The 18,358-nt window shown below is 51.1% G+C and carries 21 protein-coding genes and 1 other RNA gene; 11 read left to right on the top strand and 11 right to left on the bottom strand.

The window, feature by feature from the left end; translation table 11 throughout:
• Position 1 precedes the first annotated feature (1 nt).
• On the bottom strand, positions 2-1,096 hold the full coding sequence (locus WG68_RS12945; protein WP_046558117.1) for a dipeptide epimerase: 1,095 nt from the start codon (positions 1,094-1,096) through the stop codon (positions 2-4).
• Between the two features lie 11 nt (positions 1,097-1,107).
• Positions 1,108-2,529, bottom strand: coding sequence for an SH3 domain-containing protein (locus tag WG68_RS12940; RefSeq protein ID WP_046558116.1), 1,422 nt, complete (start codon positions 2,527-2,529; stop codon positions 1,108-1,110).
• A 238-nt stretch (positions 2,530-2,767) separates the two neighbouring features.
• Here WG68_RS12940 and WG68_RS12935 point away from each other — a divergent pair, with 238 nt between their 5' ends.
• Complete coding sequence (locus WG68_RS12935; protein WP_046558115.1) at positions 2,768-5,614, top strand: TonB-dependent receptor; 2,847 nt, start codon at positions 2,768-2,770, stop codon at positions 5,612-5,614.
• Between the two features lie 124 nt (positions 5,615-5,738).
• Here WG68_RS12935 and rnpB read toward each other — a convergent pair.
• Positions 5,739-6,111, bottom strand: an RNA gene (gene rnpB, locus WG68_RS19160) — RNase P RNA component class A.
• Between the two features lie 21 nt (positions 6,112-6,132).
• Positions 6,133-6,984, bottom strand: coding sequence for a 16S rRNA (cytidine(1402)-2'-O)-methyltransferase (gene rsmI / locus WG68_RS12930; RefSeq protein ID WP_046558114.1), 852 nt, complete (start codon positions 6,982-6,984; stop codon positions 6,133-6,135).
• Positions 6,985-7,060: 76 nt separating this feature from the next.
• On the opposite strand from rsmI, the gene WG68_RS12925 reads away from it, so the two are divergent.
• Genes WG68_RS12925 through dolP form a run of 4 tightly spaced genes read left to right on the top strand, consistent with a single transcriptional unit; the run spans position 7,061 to position 10,415 of the window.
• Positions 7,061-8,902, top strand: a complete 1,842-nt coding sequence (locus tag WG68_RS12925; RefSeq protein ID WP_235357735.1) for a penicillin-binding protein activator — start codon at positions 7,061-7,063, stop codon at positions 8,900-8,902.
• 2 nt (positions 8,903-8,904) lie between these two features.
• Complete coding sequence (locus WG68_RS12920) at positions 8,905-9,249, top strand: YraN family protein (RefSeq protein ID WP_046558112.1); 345 nt, start codon at positions 8,905-8,907, stop codon at positions 9,247-9,249.
• 12 nt (positions 9,250-9,261) lie between these two features.
• Entirely contained in the window at positions 9,262-9,849 is a 588-nt protein-coding gene (locus WG68_RS12915; RefSeq protein ID WP_046558111.1) for an SIS domain-containing protein, read from the top strand.
• Positions 9,846-10,415, top strand: coding sequence for a division/outer membrane stress-associated lipid-binding lipoprotein (gene dolP, locus WG68_RS12910; RefSeq protein WP_200897596.1), 570 nt, complete (start codon positions 9,846-9,848; stop codon positions 10,413-10,415). Before WG68_RS12915 ends, dolP begins: the two co-directional genes overlap by 4 nt.
• A gap of 325 nt (positions 10,416-10,740) precedes the next feature.
• Here dolP and WG68_RS19575 read toward each other — a convergent pair whose 3' ends face one another.
• Positions 10,741-11,022 carry a hypothetical protein gene (locus WG68_RS19575; RefSeq protein ID WP_152663103.1) on the bottom strand — a complete coding sequence of 94 codons (282 nt, stop codon included), beginning with the start codon at positions 11,020-11,022 and terminating at the stop codon, positions 10,741-10,743.
• Between the two features lie 13 nt (positions 11,023-11,035).
• Between WG68_RS19575 and WG68_RS19570 the strand changes: the two genes are divergently transcribed.
• The 3 genes from WG68_RS19570 to WG68_RS12905 are packed head-to-tail and all read left to right on the top strand — an operon-like array spanning position 11,036 to position 12,322.
• Positions 11,036-11,317 carry a hypothetical protein gene (locus WG68_RS19570; protein WP_152663102.1) on the top strand — a complete coding sequence of 94 codons (282 nt, stop codon included), beginning with the start codon at positions 11,036-11,038 and terminating at the stop codon, positions 11,315-11,317.
• A gap of 43 nt (positions 11,318-11,360) precedes the next feature.
• Entirely contained in the window at positions 11,361-11,603 is a 243-nt protein-coding gene (locus WG68_RS19565; RefSeq protein ID WP_152663101.1) for a hypothetical protein, read from the top strand.
• The gene (locus WG68_RS12905; RefSeq protein ID WP_046558110.1) at positions 11,561-12,322 is read left to right on the top strand and encodes a hypothetical protein; all 762 of its coding nucleotides are present in this window, start codon (positions 11,561-11,563) and stop codon (positions 12,320-12,322) included. Before WG68_RS19565 ends, WG68_RS12905 begins: the two co-directional genes overlap by 43 nt.
• Positions 12,323-12,329: 7 nt before the next feature.
• Here the strand turns inward: WG68_RS12905 and WG68_RS20030 are convergent, their stop codons facing one another.
• From WG68_RS20030 to ampD, 6 genes are read right to left on the bottom strand one after another with little or no spacing between them, the layout of a single operon-like run.
• Positions 12,330-12,482: a transposase gene (locus WG68_RS20030; protein ID WP_407637679.1), complete on the bottom strand. Its 153-nt coding sequence runs from the start codon at positions 12,480-12,482 to the stop codon at positions 12,330-12,332.
• Between the two features lie 50 nt (positions 12,483-12,532).
• On the bottom strand, positions 12,533-13,210 hold the full coding sequence (locus tag WG68_RS12900; protein ID WP_046558109.1) for a DUF599 domain-containing protein: 678 nt from the start codon (positions 13,208-13,210) through the stop codon (positions 12,533-12,535).
• 52 nt (positions 13,211-13,262) lie between these two features.
• The gene (rarD, locus tag WG68_RS12895; RefSeq protein WP_046558108.1) at positions 13,263-14,177 is read right to left on the bottom strand and encodes an EamA family transporter RarD; all 915 of its coding nucleotides are present in this window, start codon (positions 14,175-14,177) and stop codon (positions 13,263-13,265) included.
• 24 nt (positions 14,178-14,201) lie between these two features.
• Positions 14,202-14,660: a thioesterase family protein gene (locus tag WG68_RS12890; RefSeq protein WP_046558107.1), complete on the bottom strand. Its 459-nt coding sequence runs from the start codon at positions 14,658-14,660 to the stop codon at positions 14,202-14,204.
• 1 nt (position 14,661) lies between these two features.
• Positions 14,662-15,558: a regulatory signaling modulator protein AmpE gene (gene ampE, locus WG68_RS12885; RefSeq protein ID WP_046558106.1), complete on the bottom strand. Its 897-nt coding sequence runs from the start codon at positions 15,556-15,558 to the stop codon at positions 14,662-14,664.
• A gap of 12 nt (positions 15,559-15,570) precedes the next feature.
• A complete protein-coding gene (ampD, locus tag WG68_RS12880) occupies positions 15,571-16,143 on the bottom strand; it encodes a 1,6-anhydro-N-acetylmuramyl-L-alanine amidase AmpD (protein WP_046558105.1) in 573 nt (190 codons plus the stop codon).
• 68 nt (positions 16,144-16,211) lie between these two features.
• Here ampD and WG68_RS12875 point away from each other — a divergent pair, with 68 nt between their 5' ends.
• The 3 genes from WG68_RS12875 to WG68_RS12865 all read left to right on the top strand — a co-directional run bounded on the left by WG68_RS12875 (position 16,212) and on the right by WG68_RS12865 (position 18,348).
• Positions 16,212-16,733, top strand: a complete 522-nt coding sequence (locus tag WG68_RS12875; protein ID WP_046558104.1) for a retropepsin-like aspartic protease family protein — start codon at positions 16,212-16,214, stop codon at positions 16,731-16,733.
• Position 16,734: 1 nt separating this feature from the next.
• The gene (nadC, locus tag WG68_RS12870) at positions 16,735-17,634 is read left to right on the top strand and encodes a carboxylating nicotinate-nucleotide diphosphorylase (RefSeq protein WP_046558103.1); all 900 of its coding nucleotides are present in this window, start codon (positions 16,735-16,737) and stop codon (positions 17,632-17,634) included.
• A gap of 69 nt (positions 17,635-17,703) precedes the next feature.
• A complete protein-coding gene (locus WG68_RS12865; protein WP_046558102.1) occupies positions 17,704-18,348 on the top strand; it encodes a cold shock and DUF1294 domain-containing protein in 645 nt (214 codons plus the stop codon).
• Positions 18,349-18,358 lie beyond the last annotated feature (10 nt).

Below are 18,358 nucleotides of genomic sequence, written 5' to 3'. Positions count from 1 at the left end.
GCTAGGGCAGCATAATCAGACCATCAATAGCGGTAATGCCCAACCCCGGCGCATTGCCAATGGTAATATCGGCATCATTAAAGTTAACACTGCTGCGCACCGGATCAAAGGCACACAGCGACGGGCCGTCTAAGTCTATTTTGGTGATGACATCTGATTTGGCCACCGCGACGTGCACTGCAGCCGCCACACTGATACTGCCTTCCAGCATGCAACCTATCATGCATTGCATATCGTAGAACGAGCAAATATCGGCAATTTTTATGGCATTGGCAATACCGCCGGTTTTCATCAGCTTAATATTGATAATATCGGCAGCGCGCATTTTAATCAGCTCAATCACCTCGCGCGGGCCAAAACTGCTTTCGTCAGCCATCACCGGCGTATGCACCCGCTCGGTAATGTATTTTAAACCTTCTAAATCGTAGGCTTTTACCGGTTGCTCTACCAGCTCCAGCCGCACCCCGGAGTCTTCCAGTTTGCGCAGCGCATACACCGCCTCTTTGGCGGTCCAGCCCTGGTTGGCATCCAGCCGGATCAGCGCTTTACCGGCCACGGCGGCATAGATGGCTTTTACCCGCTCAATGTCCACCCCGATATCTTTACCGACTTTTACTTTCAGGGTTTCAAAACCGCGGTCGATAGCGCTTAACGAGTCGGCGACCATTTTGTCAATATAGTCGACGCTGATGGTGATATCTGTAGTTATTTTTGGCACACCACCACCGAGTATTTTATATAGCGGCGCCTGATACAGCTGGGCAAATAAATCATACACCGCCATTTCCACCGCCGCTTTGGCACTGTAGTTTTTCATAATGGCGCCCTGAATAAGGCGGATAATATGGTTGAGATCGGCAATTTGCTGACCAAGCAGCTTTGGCTTAATCACGCTTTTGATGGCATCGATAATAGAGCCATGAATATCGCCGGTAATCACAGCGGTGGCAGGGGCTTCACCATAGCCAATATGGCCGGTATCAGTTTCAATCATTACCACCACATCTTCAATTTGCTGCACAGTGCGCAGTGCCGTTTTAAACGGCGTTTTCAGCGGTATGGTCAGCATGCCCAGCCGGATATCGGTAATTTTCATACAAGCCTCGGTTAACGCAACGATTTAATCGCGTATATTTTATCCAGATAACTGCTGTCAGCCTTTAGCTGCAGCGGTGTCAGCGGTGTTACCGCCACCCCGTTTAATACCCCCTGATACAACTGCGGCGGTGCAGCGCCAGCTGTTAGATCAGCAGCATCCACAAAGTACGCCAGGTCATGTACCGAATGGATCACAAAGGGTTCGTCCTTATCGCTGCCCTCAACAGGGGCGCTACCTAAGTACAGCATAACGTGGCCTGGCCGATAAATTAAGTCGCCGGCATTGGCCTGACGTATTGCTGTCAGTTTATCGCCAGTACTGCTTTGCGCGCTGAAGCGGATATTCTGACCATAACTGCCCTCACCCTGCTGGCCGGAATTACGCGGCATCAGCAACCCAAAGCTGCGGTATATTTCGATAATAAAGCCGGTGCAATCGCGGCTGTCATAAGCATGGCCCCAGCCATAGCGGTCGCCCAGAAACTTAAACGCCTGCTGCAGGATATTGGCCGGGGTATAGGGCAAATAGCCAATGCTGACATCATACTGGCGCGCAATTAGCGCCGGGGTAAAATCCAGGCTGCCATCGGGGTTCCTGACCGGCAACTGCACAATATGGCTGGCATGTGGGTTCTGGCCATGCACATTGTGGCCGGTATCCGCGGTAGTCAGCAGCGGTAAGCGCGTGCCCATGTCGAGCATCAGCGCTGAAATATCGGCTCTGGCCGGGGTATAGCTGGTATAAGCGCGGGCAGCGGTTACCACCAGAAACGGCGTTTGGGCGCGATAAGCCAGTACCTGTTGCCGGCTGCCCAGCGCGACATGCTGCGCTTGCACCCAGCCGGTATAATGATAATTCTGTACCAGCAGCCAGCTCGCATCACGGCTTTGATGTAATACTGCCACGGCTTCGCCCGGAAACAAGGCGGTTTCCTGAAAGCGATCTAAATCCAGCGCCATCTGCTGGTTGTGCACCCGGTCGGTGCTGGGCATGCTGCGTAAATCAGCACGTTTTACCACTAACGCAAACTGCAGCGGGTTATCGGCCTGCACCGCCTCAATATTCAGCTGATGCCGGTAGGCTTGCCACTGCTTTTGACTTACTGCCGTGCCATCGGCATAAAACCGCGGCTGGTCTGATTGAGCACTGGCCTGCGTAATCATCGCCGTTAAAGCGGCCGCCGACACGCTGGCAGGCAGCGTAGCCAGTTCGGTCATGGTTGCCTGGCGGGCAAAGGTATCTTTATTTCTGGCGCTGATTTGCTCTGGCGTCAGTAATATCGTATTGGCATCGGCCAGCTTTGCCTGCCAGTAGCTGGCATGCAACTGATCAGTTTTTAGCATCGGAATATCTGACCCGGCATAAGCAATTCCCTGAAAAAGTAGCGCGCTTAACCAAAGATATAAATATAAACAGTAACTTAGCTTCATCTCACCCTCTTAACGGCCTGCTAAAAGCACGGGCTGACTTTTATCATAGCTGCAAATAGAATCAAATATTCCAATTATTAGTGATTTTTAGCATAAATTATTTTCAAAACCAAAAATTTATTGCTATGTTAATTTTGTGCAGAAAATAAACATCTGTCACCAGCAATAATAACGGGCGATCAGAACCCGACTAACGGATAGCGATAATAAGACACAACTGCCAATCCAGGAGAGAGTGATGAAGTTGACTAAAATTATTCAGGCCCTTGCCCTAGCAGGCCTCAGCACCCAGGTTATGGCGCAGGATAATCTGCCGCCAGCCGACGCATCCGACACCGATGCCAAAGTAGTGGAACGTATTCGGGTTACCGGCTCCAGCATCAAGCGTACTGCACTGGAAGGTGCCTTACCTATTACCACTTTCAGTCGGGCAGATATTGATGCCGCCGGTATTACCTCTGCCGAACAATTGCTATTACAGTTGAATATCGCCGGTAACTCGTCTGACAATCTGGCCAGTAATGGCGGTATTGTGTCGGAAGAACAACGCGGCAACAACGGGGTATCGGGCGCCAACCTGCGTGGCCAGGGTGCAGATGCTACGCTGGTGCTGCTAAACGGCCGCCGCGTAGCCACTCATGGTTTAAAAGGCCGGGCAGTAGACTTAAACTCTATTCCGTTTGCTGCATTGGATCGGGTAGAAGTATTACGTGATGGTGCGTCTGCCGTTTATGGCACCGATGCCATCGGCGGCGTGATTAACTTTATCACCAAACGTGACTATACCGGCGCAGAAGCGTCAGCTTTTGTCGATCATACCCAGGCTGGCGGCGGTAATATTTACCGTACTAACTTGCTGGTTGGTACCGGCGATTTTAATAAAGATGGCTGGAATGCTTTTGCAACCTTGTCATTAAAGAAAAACGAAGTACTGAAAGGCTCAGATCGCGACTTCTCAAATACCTTTCAACCTGAACGGGGGTTATCACCCGATACCCGTGGCACGCCTTTTGCGACAGTATTTAACCGCGGCGCAACTCAGCCAAACCTGATTGGTACCGGCCTGATTGATCCACTCGATGGCCAGTCGGTTATTGCCGTGAATATTCTGGATTTACCGGGGGCGGCGGGCTGCGAAAGCGGTGGCGATATGATGGGACCTTATGATCACAGGCTATGGAGCTCTGAGTCATCCCGTTATGCCTGCGCCTGGGATTACCCTGCAGCGGCACGTATTCAGCAACCACAGGAAAGCATCGACTTTGTCGGCCGGGCTTCCTTTAAACTGGCTGAACAGCATACTGCCACTATTGAATTTGTTGCCTCAAAAGTGGATGTCAGTAAGGCCTTTGAACCCTACCAGATTTCGCCAAGTGGCACCTTTGGCCCCAGTACCTGGTACCCCAGCACCGGCGCATCCTATGACACTATTTACAACGCTCTGGCCAGTTATTTTGGTGCCGATCAGCTCAATTACGGCGAAAGTATTGCTTATCGTTGGCGCTGCATGGCCTGTGGCGGGCGTGAAATTGATACGACGACTAAGTCTTATCGCTTGCTGGCGTCGTTTGAGGGTGTGGTCGCTGACTGGGATTACAACGTTGGTGTCTCGCGCGCATCAAGCGAATCAGAGTCGCAATTGGGTGGCGGCTATTATTACACCGATGCGTTACAACAAGTATTAGGCAGCGGCGACCTTAATCCCTTCCTGTTACCAGGGCAAAGTCAGTCGGCAGCCGGTTTAGCTGCATTGCAAAGTGCATCGGCTGCCGGTGTTACCTTATATGGCGGCGAGTCGATTATGACTCAGATTGACGCCACCGTATCAGGAGAAATTGGCCTGGAGTTGCCTGGCGGTGCCATTATGATGGCAGTCGGTACCGACTTACGTCGCGAAGAATTTAAATTTAATGGTGATGAGCGGGCTGAAATGCGTCCGGTGTTTTTAGCACCGTTTGATAATGCCAACGTGCTGGACAAAGTCAGCCGCGATATTAAAGCCCTGTTTGCTGAGTTCTACTTACCCGTCACGGATCAGCTGGAAGTTACCCTGGCCGGCCGTTACGATAAATATGATGGTTTTGGCAGTACCACCAACCCAAAAGTGGCGTTTAGCTATAAACCAATGGACCAGCTAATGTTTCGTGGTGCGTTTAGCACCGGCTTTAAAGTGCCGTCTTTTAACCAACTGTTTAATGGCGTGACAGAGTCACAGTACACCGGCCTGGACTTGGCCGACCCCGCCACTTGTCCCGGCGGCGTTGCCGATGAAACCGTTGCCGGTTGTGGCCGGATCCAACCCGTTGAGCTGTTTGGCGGTAAGCCAGACCTGGATCCGGAAGAATCCGAACAAAAAAGCTTTGGTTTTATTGTGGTACCAACCGATTATTTGAACTTTAGCCTGGACTGGTGGGAAATTGAGCGAACTAACACCATCCGCTCAGCGCCACGCAATGTGCTGATTGATAACTACGATTTATTTACAGGCAACTGGATAAGAAATGCCGCGGGCGAAGTAGTCGCGATTGACCGGCGCTTTATTAATTCCGGCGGTACCCTGACTCAGGGTATTGAACTGGATGTAAACGTGATTGGCGAACTGGCTGGCGGTGCCTGGAAAATTAACCTGAACGGCAGCTACATCGACACCTTTAAAAGCAAAGGCATCGACAGCTTGCCTTACAGTGACAATTTGGTGGGCGAGTACGTACGTTATTACAACCTGCCAATAAAATGGAAACACACCCTGAACTTCAGCTATGTGCGTGGTGACTGGAGCCACAGCCTGACTCAGTTGTATCGTGATGGCTATAAAGACGAATTGCCGGTTAGTGTCCGTAACGGCAGCTATATCCCGTCGGGTTGGAATCCTAATGTCTCCAGCTACCTCACTTACAACTACAGTGTAACCTACAAAGGCATGGAAGATTTAAGCGTGACTTTCGGGATTAAAAACCTGTTTGATCGAGACCCGCCCTTTACCGCGCACCAGAACGATTTTGCTGCCGGTGCGGCCTGGGAGCCAAGAATTGCCGACCCACGTGGCCGGGCGTTTACCCTGTTACTGGAATACAAGTTTATGTAACAAGCTCCATACGTTCCTGGTACCTTTCGCCCGCCTTGCGCGGGCTTTTTTCTGCCGGAAAACTGCCGTGAACCTTGCATAAAAAAACCGCACTCAGCAAAGCTGGGCGCGGTTTTTTAGTTATTAGGTGAGTTAGCCATTAAGCCGGGTTCTGTGCTCTGTTGCCAGAGTGACAATCATTCCTCTAGGACTTAGGTCACCCTAAGCCTCAAGCAATCTACCCGCCCTCAACGCGGGCCGCGCCATAGAGGGCCTATTTGATCTTGCTCCGGGTGGAGTTTACCGTGCCACGAACTGTTGCCAGTCGCGCGGTGCGCTCTTACCGCACCCTTTCACCCTTACCTGATCCCGAACTTACGTACGGGCCATCGGCGGTTTGCTCTCTGTTGCACTGGTCGTAGGCTCGCGCCCCCCAGGCGTTACCTGGCACCCTGCCCTGTGGAGCCCGGACTTTCCTCCCCTTGCTTACGCAAGCAGCGATTGTCTTGGCCAACTCAGCGCGGATTATACCCGAATCGTCAGCTTTCACCAGACCATTCTAACGCCAGCTTATACAGTGGGTTTTTCTTTTCATTGTGAATTTGTGCCGTCAGCGCTGCGGCCTGCTTTACCGGTAGCTCGGCCAGCAGGATTTTTAACGTTTGCTGTGCCTGCTCGCTAATATCGCCGGCCGCTTTGGCGGGCTCGGAGGCAATCATTAACACCATTTCACCCTGGCAGCGCTGCGGGTCGTCATTCAGCCAGGCTTGGATCTCTGCCGCTGTACCATGACAAAAAGCTTCAAAGGTTTTGGTTAATTCTTTAGCCAGCACCAGCTCGCGATCAGCGCCCAGCACCAGTGCCACATCGTCCAGACAGGCTTGAATACGCCGGGCTGTTTCATAACAGACTATAGTGCCGACATCAGCCGGCAATGCGGCCAGTTGCGCCTGACGCTGGCTACTTTTGGCGGCCAGAAAACCAATAAACAAAAATTTATCCGTTGGCAACCCGGCGGCGCATAGCGCAGTAATCACGGCGCTTGGCCCAGGTATAGGCACCACCCTGACACCTGCGGCACGACACTGGCGCACCAGGCTATAGCCAGGGTCGCTGATCAGTGGCGTGCCGGCATCGGACACCAGCGCAATATCCTCACCGGCCTGACAACGGGCAATAATACTGGCAGCGCGTTGCTTTTCATTATGGTCGTGCAATGCCAGGGTGCGGGTTTGCACCCCTAAGTGCGCCAGCAACTTGCCGGTGTGGCGGGTATCTTCAGCGGCGATACAGCTAACCTGTTTTAACGTAGCCACCGCGCGCTCGCTAATGTCAGCTAAATTGCCGATGGGTGTGGCAACAACATACAAAGATCCGGTTTGTTTTGTCATATTTCGCTATTTAATTGAGCTTGGCGGGCAGTCTAAGTAAGATAGCCCTATTAAAAGTCTAATGGTACTGTGCAACGTGAATTCCAGCAAATTAAAGCCTCTGCTATTTTTATGCCTTAGCGGCCTGTTGGCCAGCTGTGCCCAGCAACCTAAACCCGCTACTGAGCGCCCAGTTACCTCAGTTGGCGAGGACATAACACCGACGGTAAGCGAAGATGCCCGTGAATTGTATCAAAAAGCCCGTGATTATCAGGGTGAAGCGCGGCAAATTCATTTATTACGCGCCGCCCGGGTAGCGCTGGAACAACAGCAGTACCCATTGGCGTTAGCCATTACTCAGGTACTAAGCAACAGTGAATACCGATTAATCCGCCAGCGCAATACCTTGCCGTTATTACAAGCGTATATTGCTAACCGCGAAACCGAGCGGGCCAACGCCCTGCTGGAGCAAACCAGCCTGGATACCCTGCCCACAGCTGATGTCAGCGAATATTTATGGCACGGCGGCCAGTTTTACGCGCAGCAGCTACGCAGCCTGGCAGCCAGCCGCTGGCTGCTGCAACTGGACCAGCTGCAGCAAACCAATAGCCAGTACCCTGAACTATGGGACTTGCTGTGGCAGCAGCTTACCGCGCTGAACCAGAGTAACCTGGCCAGTTTACGCACGGGTGCCGGTAACCGCCAGCTGGCATGGTTAAGCCTGGCTGAACTTAGCCGGGTTAATGTTGGCCAACAGCAAGCGTTACAGCAAGCACTGAGCGACTGGCACCGCCGCTACCCCTTTATGCCCGAACAGGATGCCCTGCCGCAGGCACTGCAGCAACTGACAGCCTTAACCCCGTATCAGCCAGCCAGAATTGGAGTGCTGCTGCCTCTAACGGGTAACTTCCGGGCCCACGCCAAGGCCCTGCAGTATGGTTTAATCACCGCCGCCACTGAACAAACCGCCGGTACGGTACAGCTGATTTTTATCGACAGCCAGCAAAGCCCCGAGCAAATTACTGAGGCCTTAAAGCAACAACTGGTTGATTTTGTGGTGGGCCCGCTGCTGCGCGATCAGGTAGATAAAGTCAGCAAACAAAGCGACTGGCCCTGGCCAACGTTATTTTTAAACAGCCGAGAACCGTTGCAGCAAAAGCGCCCGGATCATTTCTTTTTTGCCTTGAGCATGGAAGATGAAGCCAGCCAGATGGCTGAATTATTTCAGCAGAAAAACTACCGGCGGCCGGTGGTGATCAGTGTCCGCAATAATATCAGCCAGCGCATGCAGCAGCATTTTGCCAGCGAATGGCAGGCATTAGGCCATGGCGCGCCCGAGCTATATCAGTTTAGTGCCAAAGCCGAGCTGGAAGCGATTGTCAGCAGCCTGCTGGAAACTGATGCCAGCCAGAGCCGGATCCGCAGTATCAGCAGCTTGCTGGACCGCAATACCAAGCTGGAAGCCGAACCGCATAGCCGGTTGGATATCGATGCTATTTACCTGATAGCTGATCCGGTGCAAACCCGGTTATTTAAGCCCTATGTCGATGTATCGGTCAATCAGACTGCACCACGCTTGCCGGTATACGCCAGTTCCCGCAGTTTCAGCGCCAGCCTGGATCGCAATGAACAGCGCGATTTAAACGGCCTGACCTTTACCGAGATGCCCTGGATGCTGGGCGAACAAAGCAGCGTTGCGCTGCGCGAGCAATACCAGCAGTTATTCAGTGATCAGGATGAAGTGCTGCAACGCCTATTTGCCATGGGCCATGATGCCTTTCAGCTGATTGCCCGGCTGAAACAACAACAACATTTGCCGGCACTGGTGTTTCCGGGGCTGACCGGCCAACTGAGCCTTGATAGCAATGGCAGCATAGTGCGCAGGCTGAGCTGGGCCAGCTATCGCAATAACCGGTTAATTGCCGTGCAAGAACCCTGAACATGAATAACAAAGGCGAGTACTATGAGCAATTGGCCCTGGCCTATCTGCAACAGCAAGGCCTTAGCCTTTTATGCCGTAATTTTCAGTGTAAAGCCGGTGAAATAGATTTAGTGATGCGCCATGGCAGCCAGCTGGTGTTTATTGAGGTAAAATACCGTGCCAGCTCGGCTTTTGGTGGTGCACTGGCGGCCGTTACACCAGCCAAACAACAAAAGCTGCTAAGGGCGGTGCGTTGGTATTTGCAGCAACATGGCGGCCATAATCAGCCTTGCCGCATCGATGTATTAGCAATAGAGGGGCGTGAGCCTTTTTATTACAACTGGTTGCAAAACGCATTCAGTTAGAGGAACAGGGTAATGCAGGAACATATCCGACAGCTTTTCAGCGAAAATATTCAAACCATGATCGCCACCAGCGAAGCACTGGCCCAGCCAATAGAAAACAGTGCTCTGGTTATCGTCAATACCCTGATTAACGGCGGCAAAGTGCTGTGCTGCGGTGCTGGTGCCAGCCACGGCCTGGCAGGCCATTTTGCCCAGCTGCTGCTGGACCAGTTTGAAACCGAACGCCCTTGCCTGCCAGCACTGGCGTTGCAAAACGACATATCAAGCCTGCACCCGAATAACCATATTAATCAGGATTATCTGGCGCGCCAGGTACGGGCGCTGGGTAGCGCGGCAGACGTGCTACTGGTGATTTCGCTGACGGGTTCCGAACAAAGCTTGATTAAAGCGGTCGAAGCGGCAGTCACCAGTGATATGAAAGTAGTGGCGCTGACCATCGATAACGACAGCGATCTGGCCGGGTTACTGAACCAGCAAGACGTTGAGTTAAAAGTGCCGGCGCATCGGCCTGCACGGGTGTTTGAGTGTTATACCTTTTTACTGCATTGTATTTGCGAGTTAATTGACACTACGCTGTTTCCACAGCAGGGAGAACTATGAATATCAGCAAAATAATCGCGTTAGCAGCAGCTGTACTGTTGTTGCAGGGCTGCGCGGCAGCCGTCGTCGCCGGTGGCGCCACCGCTGCAACCAGTGCCAATGACCGCCGCACCCTGGGCTCACAACTGGATGATAACAGCATAGTGATCAGGGCGCGCCGTGCTATCGGCACCGCCGACAGTATTCCCAAAACCAGTAATATTAATGTCACCAGCTATAACGGGGTCATTCTGCTGACCGGCCAGGTCAGTAACAATACCGTAAAACAGCAGGCCGAACTGCTGATTAAAGACACCCCCGGCGTACGGGACATACACAACCAGCTGCGCCTTGGTAACAGTACCTCACTGACCACCCGCACCCGCGACAGCTGGATCACCACCAAGGTTAAAAGCCAGCTACTGGCCAATGATGAAGTGGCCGGCCTGAATATTAAAGTGGTAACGGAGAATGCCGAAGTCTTTCTGATGGGCTTGGTGCAGGGCGCGGAAGCCGACAAGGCAGTCGATATCGCCCGCCATGTCGAAGGGGTGTCGCGGGTTATTAAAGCGTTCGAGCGACGCTAACCCCTCAGGCTGCAGGACTGCTGAGTCCTGCAGCGCTTTTAGCACTTTCAAGTGACACTCGCGCTGCTTCATTACAAATAAGAAAAGGGGAGCCCACAGACTCATGCCCCATTTTCGACCCTTTGTTTTGACTTGCTCTTAAACCGTTAATTTCAACCCAGCCCCATTTGACACAATTCACAACAACAAACTAAATAACAATAAATACACATAAAATTGGCAAAATATCATTCTGGGCTATCTTTTAAAACGAGGCTAAGAATTACCTCAGCTGTAAAATCATAACTGCTGTTAAACAGGACCATTTTACTAACCTAGTGAGGTATCAAATGATTAAAAAACTACTTTTACTACTTAGCTTTACGGTTACTGCTGCTATTGCTAGTACCAGTATTGAAGCTACGAAAGCTTTGGATAGTAATATTGTGGCTGAGTTAAATCGAATCGAGAATGCTCGTAAGATAGTAGCTTGGTAAAGAGCCATTGTTAAAACTGAAACTGATTTAGCAAACTTTTTAGCTTCGGATGTAAAGTCACCTTTAGATAATTTATCTTCAGGATCTAAGGCTGAGTTTTTATCTAGCATTGTTTTTAGGGATAATGGCATAGGTGGTTTCTCTATGCGAGGACTGGAAGCGGAGTTAAGCGTTTCAGAAATTTATGAAGTGCTTGAACTCTTTGGTATTCAGCATACGATAAAATATTTCAGCAATGCTCGGATCGAAAACTCTTTAGACTTGGTGTTATTACAAAGCGAGTTTGCTCCAACGTTGTTTGAGCGTGAACTTCAACCAGAAATATTAACAGATGGAGTGGTACGTCGTGACCATACTGGCTATAGATGTTGGGAACGAGGTACATGTAAGCAAGCTGCTAATTATATATGCACGTCAAATTGTTAATAAGTAGGGGAAGTTTACTTCCCCTAACCTAAAGGAGTCTGCCGTGTTTTTGATTTTGATTTATTTGTCCTTATTTGAACCTGCATGGGAAACGCCTTGTGAGCGTTATCTTAGTATAGAGCATCTTTCTGAGCAGATGACTCAGACTCTATTAGACGATTATGAAGTCACTGAGCAGGTGAACGGTGTGGAAATTATTGCTGATAAAAAAAATACGCTCTTACAACAATTTATAACGACTGCATGTCGACCTTCATTGAGCAACAAATTAATAGCCCTGGTTTAAGTTCAACACATGCTAATATATTGTTTTTACTACTGTCAGATTTGCATTTTTATACCAATAATTTAGCTGTATTACAGCATTTAATACGCTTGGCACACCACCCAGTGATTGAATCAAACCAACAAAGACAATACCTACATATTCTTTATCAACGTTTGGTGGCTGCTTGGATGCTTACTGAAGCAACAGCTCTGGCTGAACAACATACGCTGGATGTGATTGAGGCTTTGCCAGCTATGAATGAAGAAATTAACAACTTCAAGAGCTTACTGTTTTTTGATGATAACAACCAGCTCAGGTTGAAAACATGGCATAGACCAGAACAGCCTCATGTTATTGTAGTTACTAATCCTCAGTGTAATCCGTCAAGGCGATTTTTATCTTGGTTGCAGCATGAGCCAAGATTATATTCGTTGTTTGAGCAACAATCTATCTGGCTGACAAGTCAGGGCGGTTATTTACAGCAGCAGGCAATAAAGACTCACAATCAGAATCATCCACAGCTGATATTGAACTATGTGTATTCTGAATCCGCATGGCCAGAGATCCCCTTATGGGATACGCCGACACTGTATTTTTTTAACGCTGAAGGTAAATTAAGATATCAACTGATTGGATGGCCAACCGAAGGGCGCATTAAGGAATTAGAGACAGCTCTGAAGTTAATCGATATCAGTATCAACAAAACAGAATTGGAAAAAGAGGTTGCAGTTAATTAAATTGAAATTAGGGGGGGGCAGCGGGGCAATGGCACAACAAAATGGCTAATAACATCATGCATTTACGGCTCAACTGATAAGGACTGCCCTTTGCCCCACATCTGGGGCAAGCGAACCCTTCTGGCCACCGCATTTTCAACAAATAGTCAACGCAGCTTATTTCATCATGAAAACAACTGCGGTTTCAGTTGTGCCAGTCCATGATCTTTACTAACACTCCTGCAGCGCTTTTAGCACTTTCGAGTGAAACTCGCGCTGCTTCATGACTATCATCACCACCACCGCTGATACCATAAACAGGATCGGATCAATAAACCATGATAGTGCCGACAGGGAAAAGTAAATGGCCCGCAGGCCATAATTGAAAGAATGGCCTGCCTGGTCAATCACTTTGGCGGCGCGGTTAGCATACAACGCCTGATCATCTTCATTTAAATTGCGGCCATCGGGCGCGGCACCAATTAATACCCCGCAAAAGCCATACTGACGCAATGACCAGGTAAACTGAAAAAACGCAAACACGAAGATAAAGGTCAGCAATAATAACTTCAGCTGTATTGAGCCTTCAGTATATTCGGCCCAGGGCACCAGATTAGATAACATCAGGCTGAGTTTATCTGCCGATGACATGGCGGTCAGTAAACCAGCTAAAATCAGCAGAGAGCTGGATGCAAAAAAGGTGACATTGCGTTCCAGGGTGGAAATAAGCCCTACATCTGCCATTTTGTTGTCACGCAGCAACATTTTCTGCATCCAGTCGGTGCGCTTGCGCCTCAGCTCAAACGACAGACAACTGACCACCTTCGCCCGGCGTTTGGCAAATAAGGTGTAGCCTATCCACAATATAAAAAACCAGATAACGGCAATTAAATCTAACGGGCCTGGCATAATAAGCTCCAGCTATAAGAGGGGAAACAACAACGATGTGTGTTTGGCTGGCTTAGCACACCGCACTGCGTAACAAATTGCGTTGCTCTCGGATATGGCGCCAGGCGTCCATACTATAGATAAGCAGCGCCAGCCAGATAAAACCAAAGGTAATCAGGCTGGCCGGTTGCAACGGCTCCTGATACAGCCAGACTCCAAACACAAACATCAGGCTGGGACCAATATACTGAAAAAAGCCCATGGTCGACAACTGCAGCCGCCGGGCACCCGCGATAAAGCATAGCAGCGGAATAGTAGTAACAAAGGCAGCCGCCACCAGCAGCAGGTTTAAACCAGCACTGTTGTTAAACATATTAACCGCACTACTGTCAGCATAAAACCACCAATAAGCTATTGCCAGCGGCAGTAATAATAACGATTCGACAAAAAGCCCGGTGATGGCCTCAATCGCCAGTTTTTTTCTAAGCAGGCCATAAATAGCAAAAGAGCCAGCCAGTGCCAGTGCTACCCAGGGAATAGAGCCAAAAATCACTACCTGGATCAGTACACCGCTGGCAGCCAGGGTCAGCGCCAACCATTGCAGGCGCCGCAGCCGCTCTCCCAGAAACAGCATCCCCAGCAAGACATTAAGTAAGGGGTTAATGTAATAACCCAGGCTGGCTTCCAGCATATGATTGCTATTCACCGCCCAGATAAACAGGCCCCAGTTAGCTCCCAGAATTACCGCGGTAAACAACAGCCACAGCATCAGTTTGGTCTGGCGCAGCAAACGCAGTAACTGCGGCCCCTGTTTCAGCGCCAGCAATACCAGCAGCAACAGCAGGCAGGACCAGACAATTCGGTGTACCAGAATCTCAGTCGCGGCAATAAAGTTAATTTGTTTAAAATACAGCGGGGCAATACCCCAAAGGGTGTAAGCGCTGGCAGCAAAGGCACCACCAAGCTTCTGTTCCCTGCTTAACGACATTGTGTTACCCCAGAAAGCAGGTTGTTAACCCACCAGATAAGTACCGGTACCCAGTGCAATATGCACGCCTTGCTCGTTATGCAGTTCCATCCGGCACACGGCCACTTTGTTACCTGAGCGGATCACTCTGGCCGTGGCAATAAACTCACTACCCCGGCCTGGGCGTAAATAATCGGTGCGAATATCGATAGTGCTCATTTTACCAAAACGTTGCACCAGCTCGCTTTGCTCAATTTCGCTAAACCGGCCAAGGGCACTGGCCACCGCCATCATGCCGCCCGCCACGTCCAGCACAGTGGCAATAACACCACCATGCAAAATTTGTTGAATAGGATTGCCCACCAACTGTGCCGCCCACGGCAAGCGCACTTCTACCTCGTCATCGGCAAAACGGCTTACCTGCAACCCCAGCAAACGGTTAAAGGGCATCTGGTCAAAGGTAGCAGCAATATAGGGCAGTAGCTGCTCAGCAGACTGGGCCATGTTAGCGTAACCAACCGCTTAAGGTCAGCACCGCGGCCAAAGCCAGAAAAAACAGCATGTTGCGCTTGGCCAGCTGCACCATCGCACTGGTTTCATCTACGGTATTGAGCAGCTCCGGCTCCATCGGCTCCGCCGCACTTGCCACTTCTGTCAGCACTTGCTCATTACTGACGGTAAAATCCAGAAAATAAGCCAGTAAGGCATTAGAGGCCCGGGAGAAATACCCCACCAGGGCGAAACCCAGCCCAAACAAGCGGGCCGGCAACCACTGCGCCCAGTGGTTCAGACATTGCACCGCATCCTGGCCATCGCCTTCGGGTTGTAATGCCGTGTATTCTTCAGCCGTTGCTTCTGCTTCTGCTGCCGCTGACTCGCCCGGTGCCAGCGTGACCGGCTCCTGCAACTGTCGCAACAGCGCATAGGTAATCACCCCAAAAGCACCCAGCAGTAAAAACCAGAAAGCGGTAGCGGCGTAATAACGGAAGTTAAGCCAGACCAGGCTTTGGCCATAACTGTTTTGATCAGCGCTACTGCCACTGTCAGTACGGATCTGCTGCATGGCCAGATGGGCCGCCTCAGCATCGCCGCGCTCCTGCGCATTCAGATACTGCTTATACAACTGACGATAGTGCCAGCAACCAATGCCAACCAGCAACACCAGCGTATTCACAATTAAGGTCAGTAAGCGGTTATCAACCAGACACAATACCAGCGCGACCACAGCACCCGGCAACAGCAGCCACAAGTACTGACCAAACTGATGCCGGGCCAGGGTGGCTAACGGTGTTTTCAGACTAAAACGTAAATAGGCCCGCACATAGCCCTGCGCTTGCCAGGCATGGCTGCGCACTGCCAGCCGCTCGATAATTAGTGCCAGTAACATACTTATTAACGTCATTGCCTGCTCTCCTTATTTACTGCAACACTCAAGCGCTGCCCGGTAAGCTAACCAGTCAAACGCCGGGCCTGGGTCGGTTTTGCGCCCGGGCGCAATATCGCTGTGGCCGACTATCCGCTCGGGGCTGATATCCTTATAACGCGCCAGTAAATACCGGCTCAACGTTATCAGGCTTTGATACTGGCGCTCAGTATACGGCAAATTGTCGCTGCCTTCTAACTCTATCCCTATGGAAAAGTCGTTACAATTGGCCCGACCAGCAAACTCGCTTGGCCCGGCATGCCAGGCTCTTTTGTCAAAAGGCACATACTGAAAAATACTGCCATCGCGCCAGATCACACAATGGGCGGCCACGGTTACCCCTTGCAAATCAGCGAAAGTCGGGTTGGCATTGCAGTCAAGCGTGCCACAGAACAAAGCATCCACATAGCTACCCTGCTGCGGTGCGCTGGCAAAACAGCCGGCAGGCAGGCTGATATTATGAATAACCAGCAAACTGATCACTGCGCCCGCTGGCCGCTCGTTAAAATGGGGGGATGGCCGTTGCGTAAGCGGCGGGCAAGCAGGAGACAACGAGGTTTTCATCGGTTTTTTTGCCTTTAGCCAGCACTGTGATTAAGCTAGAGCACTATTGTCTAGGTTGAGGCCGCTGAATGCAAGCACCCGAGCAACGTACCCCCTTCGCCAAAGCCTTTAGTTGGTTGGCCTGGCTGTTATTACTGGTGATGCTGTTTTTGTTTTTCCAGGATTATCTGGCAGGCAAGCGCAACCCTAATCAGCAGTTGCAGAGTATCCAGGGCAGTGGCGGTGAAATCAGCACCGTGCTTATCCGCAATCGGGCCGGTCACTATATTGGCACCGCTTTAGTTAATGGCCAGCCGGTTGACTTTATGCTGGATACCGGTGCCACCACGGTTGCGGTTGCCGCCAGCACTGCAGACAAACTGGGCCTGCCCCGTGGCCGCGCCATTCAGGTGGCAACCGCCAATGGCATTACCACTGCTTATTTAAGCCAGATTAACAGCTTGCAGCTGGGTGATATTGTGCTGCAGCAGGTGTCAGCCAGCATAGTACCCAATTTAGGCGGCACCGAGATATTGTTAGGCATGAGTGCCTTAAAACAGTTAGAATTCCGCCAGCAAGGCAATCAACTGACCCTCATTCAGCGAAATTAATATGACAAAGCACGTAACAACCGTAAGCCATCATCAGCATTTAGCCCCGGAAATTAAACGCAATGTGCAGGCCGCCCTGGCTGAAGATCTGGGTTTTCTGGCATTAGCCGATGGCGACATTACCGCCAGCCTGATCCCGGCAAGCCAGGACGCCACGGCAACGATCATCAGCCGTGAAGCCTGTGTAGTATGCGGTACGGCCTGGGTCGACGAAGTATTTGCCCAGCTTAATCGTGCCTCGGCCGCTGGCCAGGTAAGTATTAGCTGGCAGGTTAATGATGGCGATAACGTGCCAGCCAACAGCCTGCTGTGCACGCTGAGCGGCCCGGCCAGGCTGCTGTTAACCGGCGAGCGCAGTGCCCTGAATTTTCTGCAGCTGCTAAGTGGTACTGCCACAGTAACGGCCCAGTATGTCAGCTTGCTGGCCAGCAGCCACACCCGCCTGCTGGATACCCGTAAAACCCTGCCGGGCCTGCGGTTTGCTCAGAAATATGCGGTGCAGTGTGGTGGCGGTTTAAATCACCGTTTTGGTTTATTTGATGCCTTCTTAATTAAAGAAAATCATATTGCGGCCGCCGGTTCGATCAATGCGGCGGTGGTGCAGGCGCGCCAAAACTTCCCCGGTAAACCAGTAGAGGTGGAAACCGAAAACCTCGACGAGTTACAGCAGGCCCTGAGCGCCAACGCCGACATTATTATGCTGGATAACTTCAGCCTGGCGGACATCCGTACTGCTGTCCGCTTAAACAACGGTAAAGCAAAACTGGAGGTGTCGGGCAATATTACCGCCGAACGGCTGAGCGAACTGGCGGCCAGCGGCGTCGACTTTATCTCCAGCGGCGCACTTACCAAGCATGTGCAGGCTATCGATTTATCCATGCGGCTGAGCATTTCTAACTAGTTAAACCACTGTTCAGTTATCTTCTGATACACTCAGCTCATCGGAATAACCGGAGTTTGGTAACAGCCGATGCAGCTGACAGGTAAAGTGGTGCACTGGCGCGACGATAAAGGCTTCGGCTTCGTAGTGCCCGACAACGACACCCAGCAATTGTTTTTCCATATCCGTGACTTTGCCGATAGCAAAATCCGCCCGGCAGAGGGCTGTCGGCTGCAATTTAGCCTGGGAAAAGATAAGCGTGGCCGGCCGTTGGCGACTCAGCTGCAGGTTATCCAGGCTAGCAGCACAGCCAGCAGCGCAACTGTCGAGTCGCCCGTCATTGATCTGGACTATACCCGCGATGTCTCGCTGTATTTCCGCTGCGCTTTTCTGGTGTTGGTGGTTATCGCCCTGCTATTTGGCACCCTGCCTTATGTGTTACCTATTTTATATATTGAAGCCAGCTTGTTTACCTACTGGCTGTACCGGGCGGATAAAGCCGCTGCGGTTGCCCGCCAGCGCCAGCGGCTGCCAGAGCAAAGTTTACAGTTATTCAGCTTAATTGGTGGCTGGCCCGGTGCCTTGCTCGCCCAGAAAAGGCTGGCGCATAAAAGACGCAAATTTCTGTTTCAGCGGGAGTTTTTACTGGTGATTATTGGCAACGGCATTTTATTGCTGTGGTTGTTATCACAACATGGCCAGTTATTCTTAGGCCGGCTGGCGCTTTGGTCTTAATCAGCAACCG

Source organism: Arsukibacterium ikkense, from assembly GCF_000987775.1.
Classification (GTDB): Bacteria; Pseudomonadota; Gammaproteobacteria; order Enterobacterales; family Alteromonadaceae; genus Alishewanella; species Alishewanella ikkense.
The sequence above is the reverse complement of the archived record's forward strand: the minus strand, read 5'-3'. Positions and strand labels throughout refer to the sequence as shown.

Excerpts from the sequence above, each read along its gene's own strand:
- dolP (WP_200897596.1), top strand. The coding sequence starts at position 9,846 with ATGAATATCAGCAAAATAATCGCGTTAGCAGCAGCTGTACTGTTGTTG.
- WG68_RS12905 (WP_046558110.1), top strand. The coding sequence starts at position 11,561 with ATGTCGACCTTCATTGAGCAACAAATTAATAGCCCTGGTTTAAGTTCA.
- WG68_RS12920 (WP_046558112.1), top strand. The coding sequence starts at position 8,905 with ATGAATAACAAAGGCGAGTACTATGAGCAATTGGCCCTGGCCTATCTG.
- rarD (WP_046558108.1), bottom strand. The coding sequence starts at position 14,177 with ATGTCGTTAAGCAGGGAACAGAAGCTTGGTGGTGCCTTTGCTGCCAGC.
- WG68_RS12900 (WP_046558109.1), bottom strand. The coding sequence starts at position 13,210 with ATGCCAGGCCCGTTAGATTTAATTGCCGTTATCTGGTTTTTTATATTG.
- WG68_RS12875 (WP_046558104.1), top strand. The coding sequence starts at position 16,212 with ATGCAAGCACCCGAGCAACGTACCCCCTTCGCCAAAGCCTTTAGTTGG.
- WG68_RS12915 (WP_046558111.1), top strand. The coding sequence starts at position 9,262 with ATGCAGGAACATATCCGACAGCTTTTCAGCGAAAATATTCAAACCATG.
- WG68_RS12935 (WP_046558115.1), top strand. The coding sequence starts at position 2,768 with ATGAAGTTGACTAAAATTATTCAGGCCCTTGCCCTAGCAGGCCTCAGC.
- ampD (WP_046558105.1), bottom strand. The coding sequence starts at position 16,143 with ATGAAAACCTCGTTGTCTCCTGCTTGCCCGCCGCTTACGCAACGGCCA.
- rsmI (WP_046558114.1), bottom strand. The coding sequence starts at position 6,984 with ATGACAAAACAAACCGGATCTTTGTATGTTGTTGCCACACCCATCGGC.
- WG68_RS12865 (WP_046558102.1), top strand. The coding sequence starts at position 17,704 with ATGCAGCTGACAGGTAAAGTGGTGCACTGGCGCGACGATAAAGGCTTC.
- WG68_RS12890 (WP_046558107.1), bottom strand. The coding sequence starts at position 14,660 with ATGGCCCAGTCTGCTGAGCAGCTACTGCCCTATATTGCTGCTACCTTT.
- WG68_RS12940 (WP_046558116.1), bottom strand. The coding sequence starts at position 2,529 with ATGAAGCTAAGTTACTGTTTATATTTATATCTTTGGTTAAGCGCGCTA.
- ampE (WP_046558106.1), bottom strand. The coding sequence starts at position 15,558 with ATGACGTTAATAAGTATGTTACTGGCACTAATTATCGAGCGGCTGGCA.
- nadC (WP_046558103.1), top strand. The coding sequence starts at position 16,735 with ATGACAAAGCACGTAACAACCGTAAGCCATCATCAGCATTTAGCCCCG.
- WG68_RS12945 (WP_046558117.1), bottom strand. The coding sequence starts at position 1,096 with ATGAAAATTACCGATATCCGGCTGGGCATGCTGACCATACCGCTGAAA.
- WG68_RS19570 (WP_152663102.1), top strand. The coding sequence starts at position 11,036 with ATGCGAGGACTGGAAGCGGAGTTAAGCGTTTCAGAAATTTATGAAGTG.
- WG68_RS19575 (WP_152663103.1), bottom strand. The coding sequence starts at position 11,022 with ATGCCATTATCCCTAAAAACAATGCTAGATAAAAACTCAGCCTTAGAT.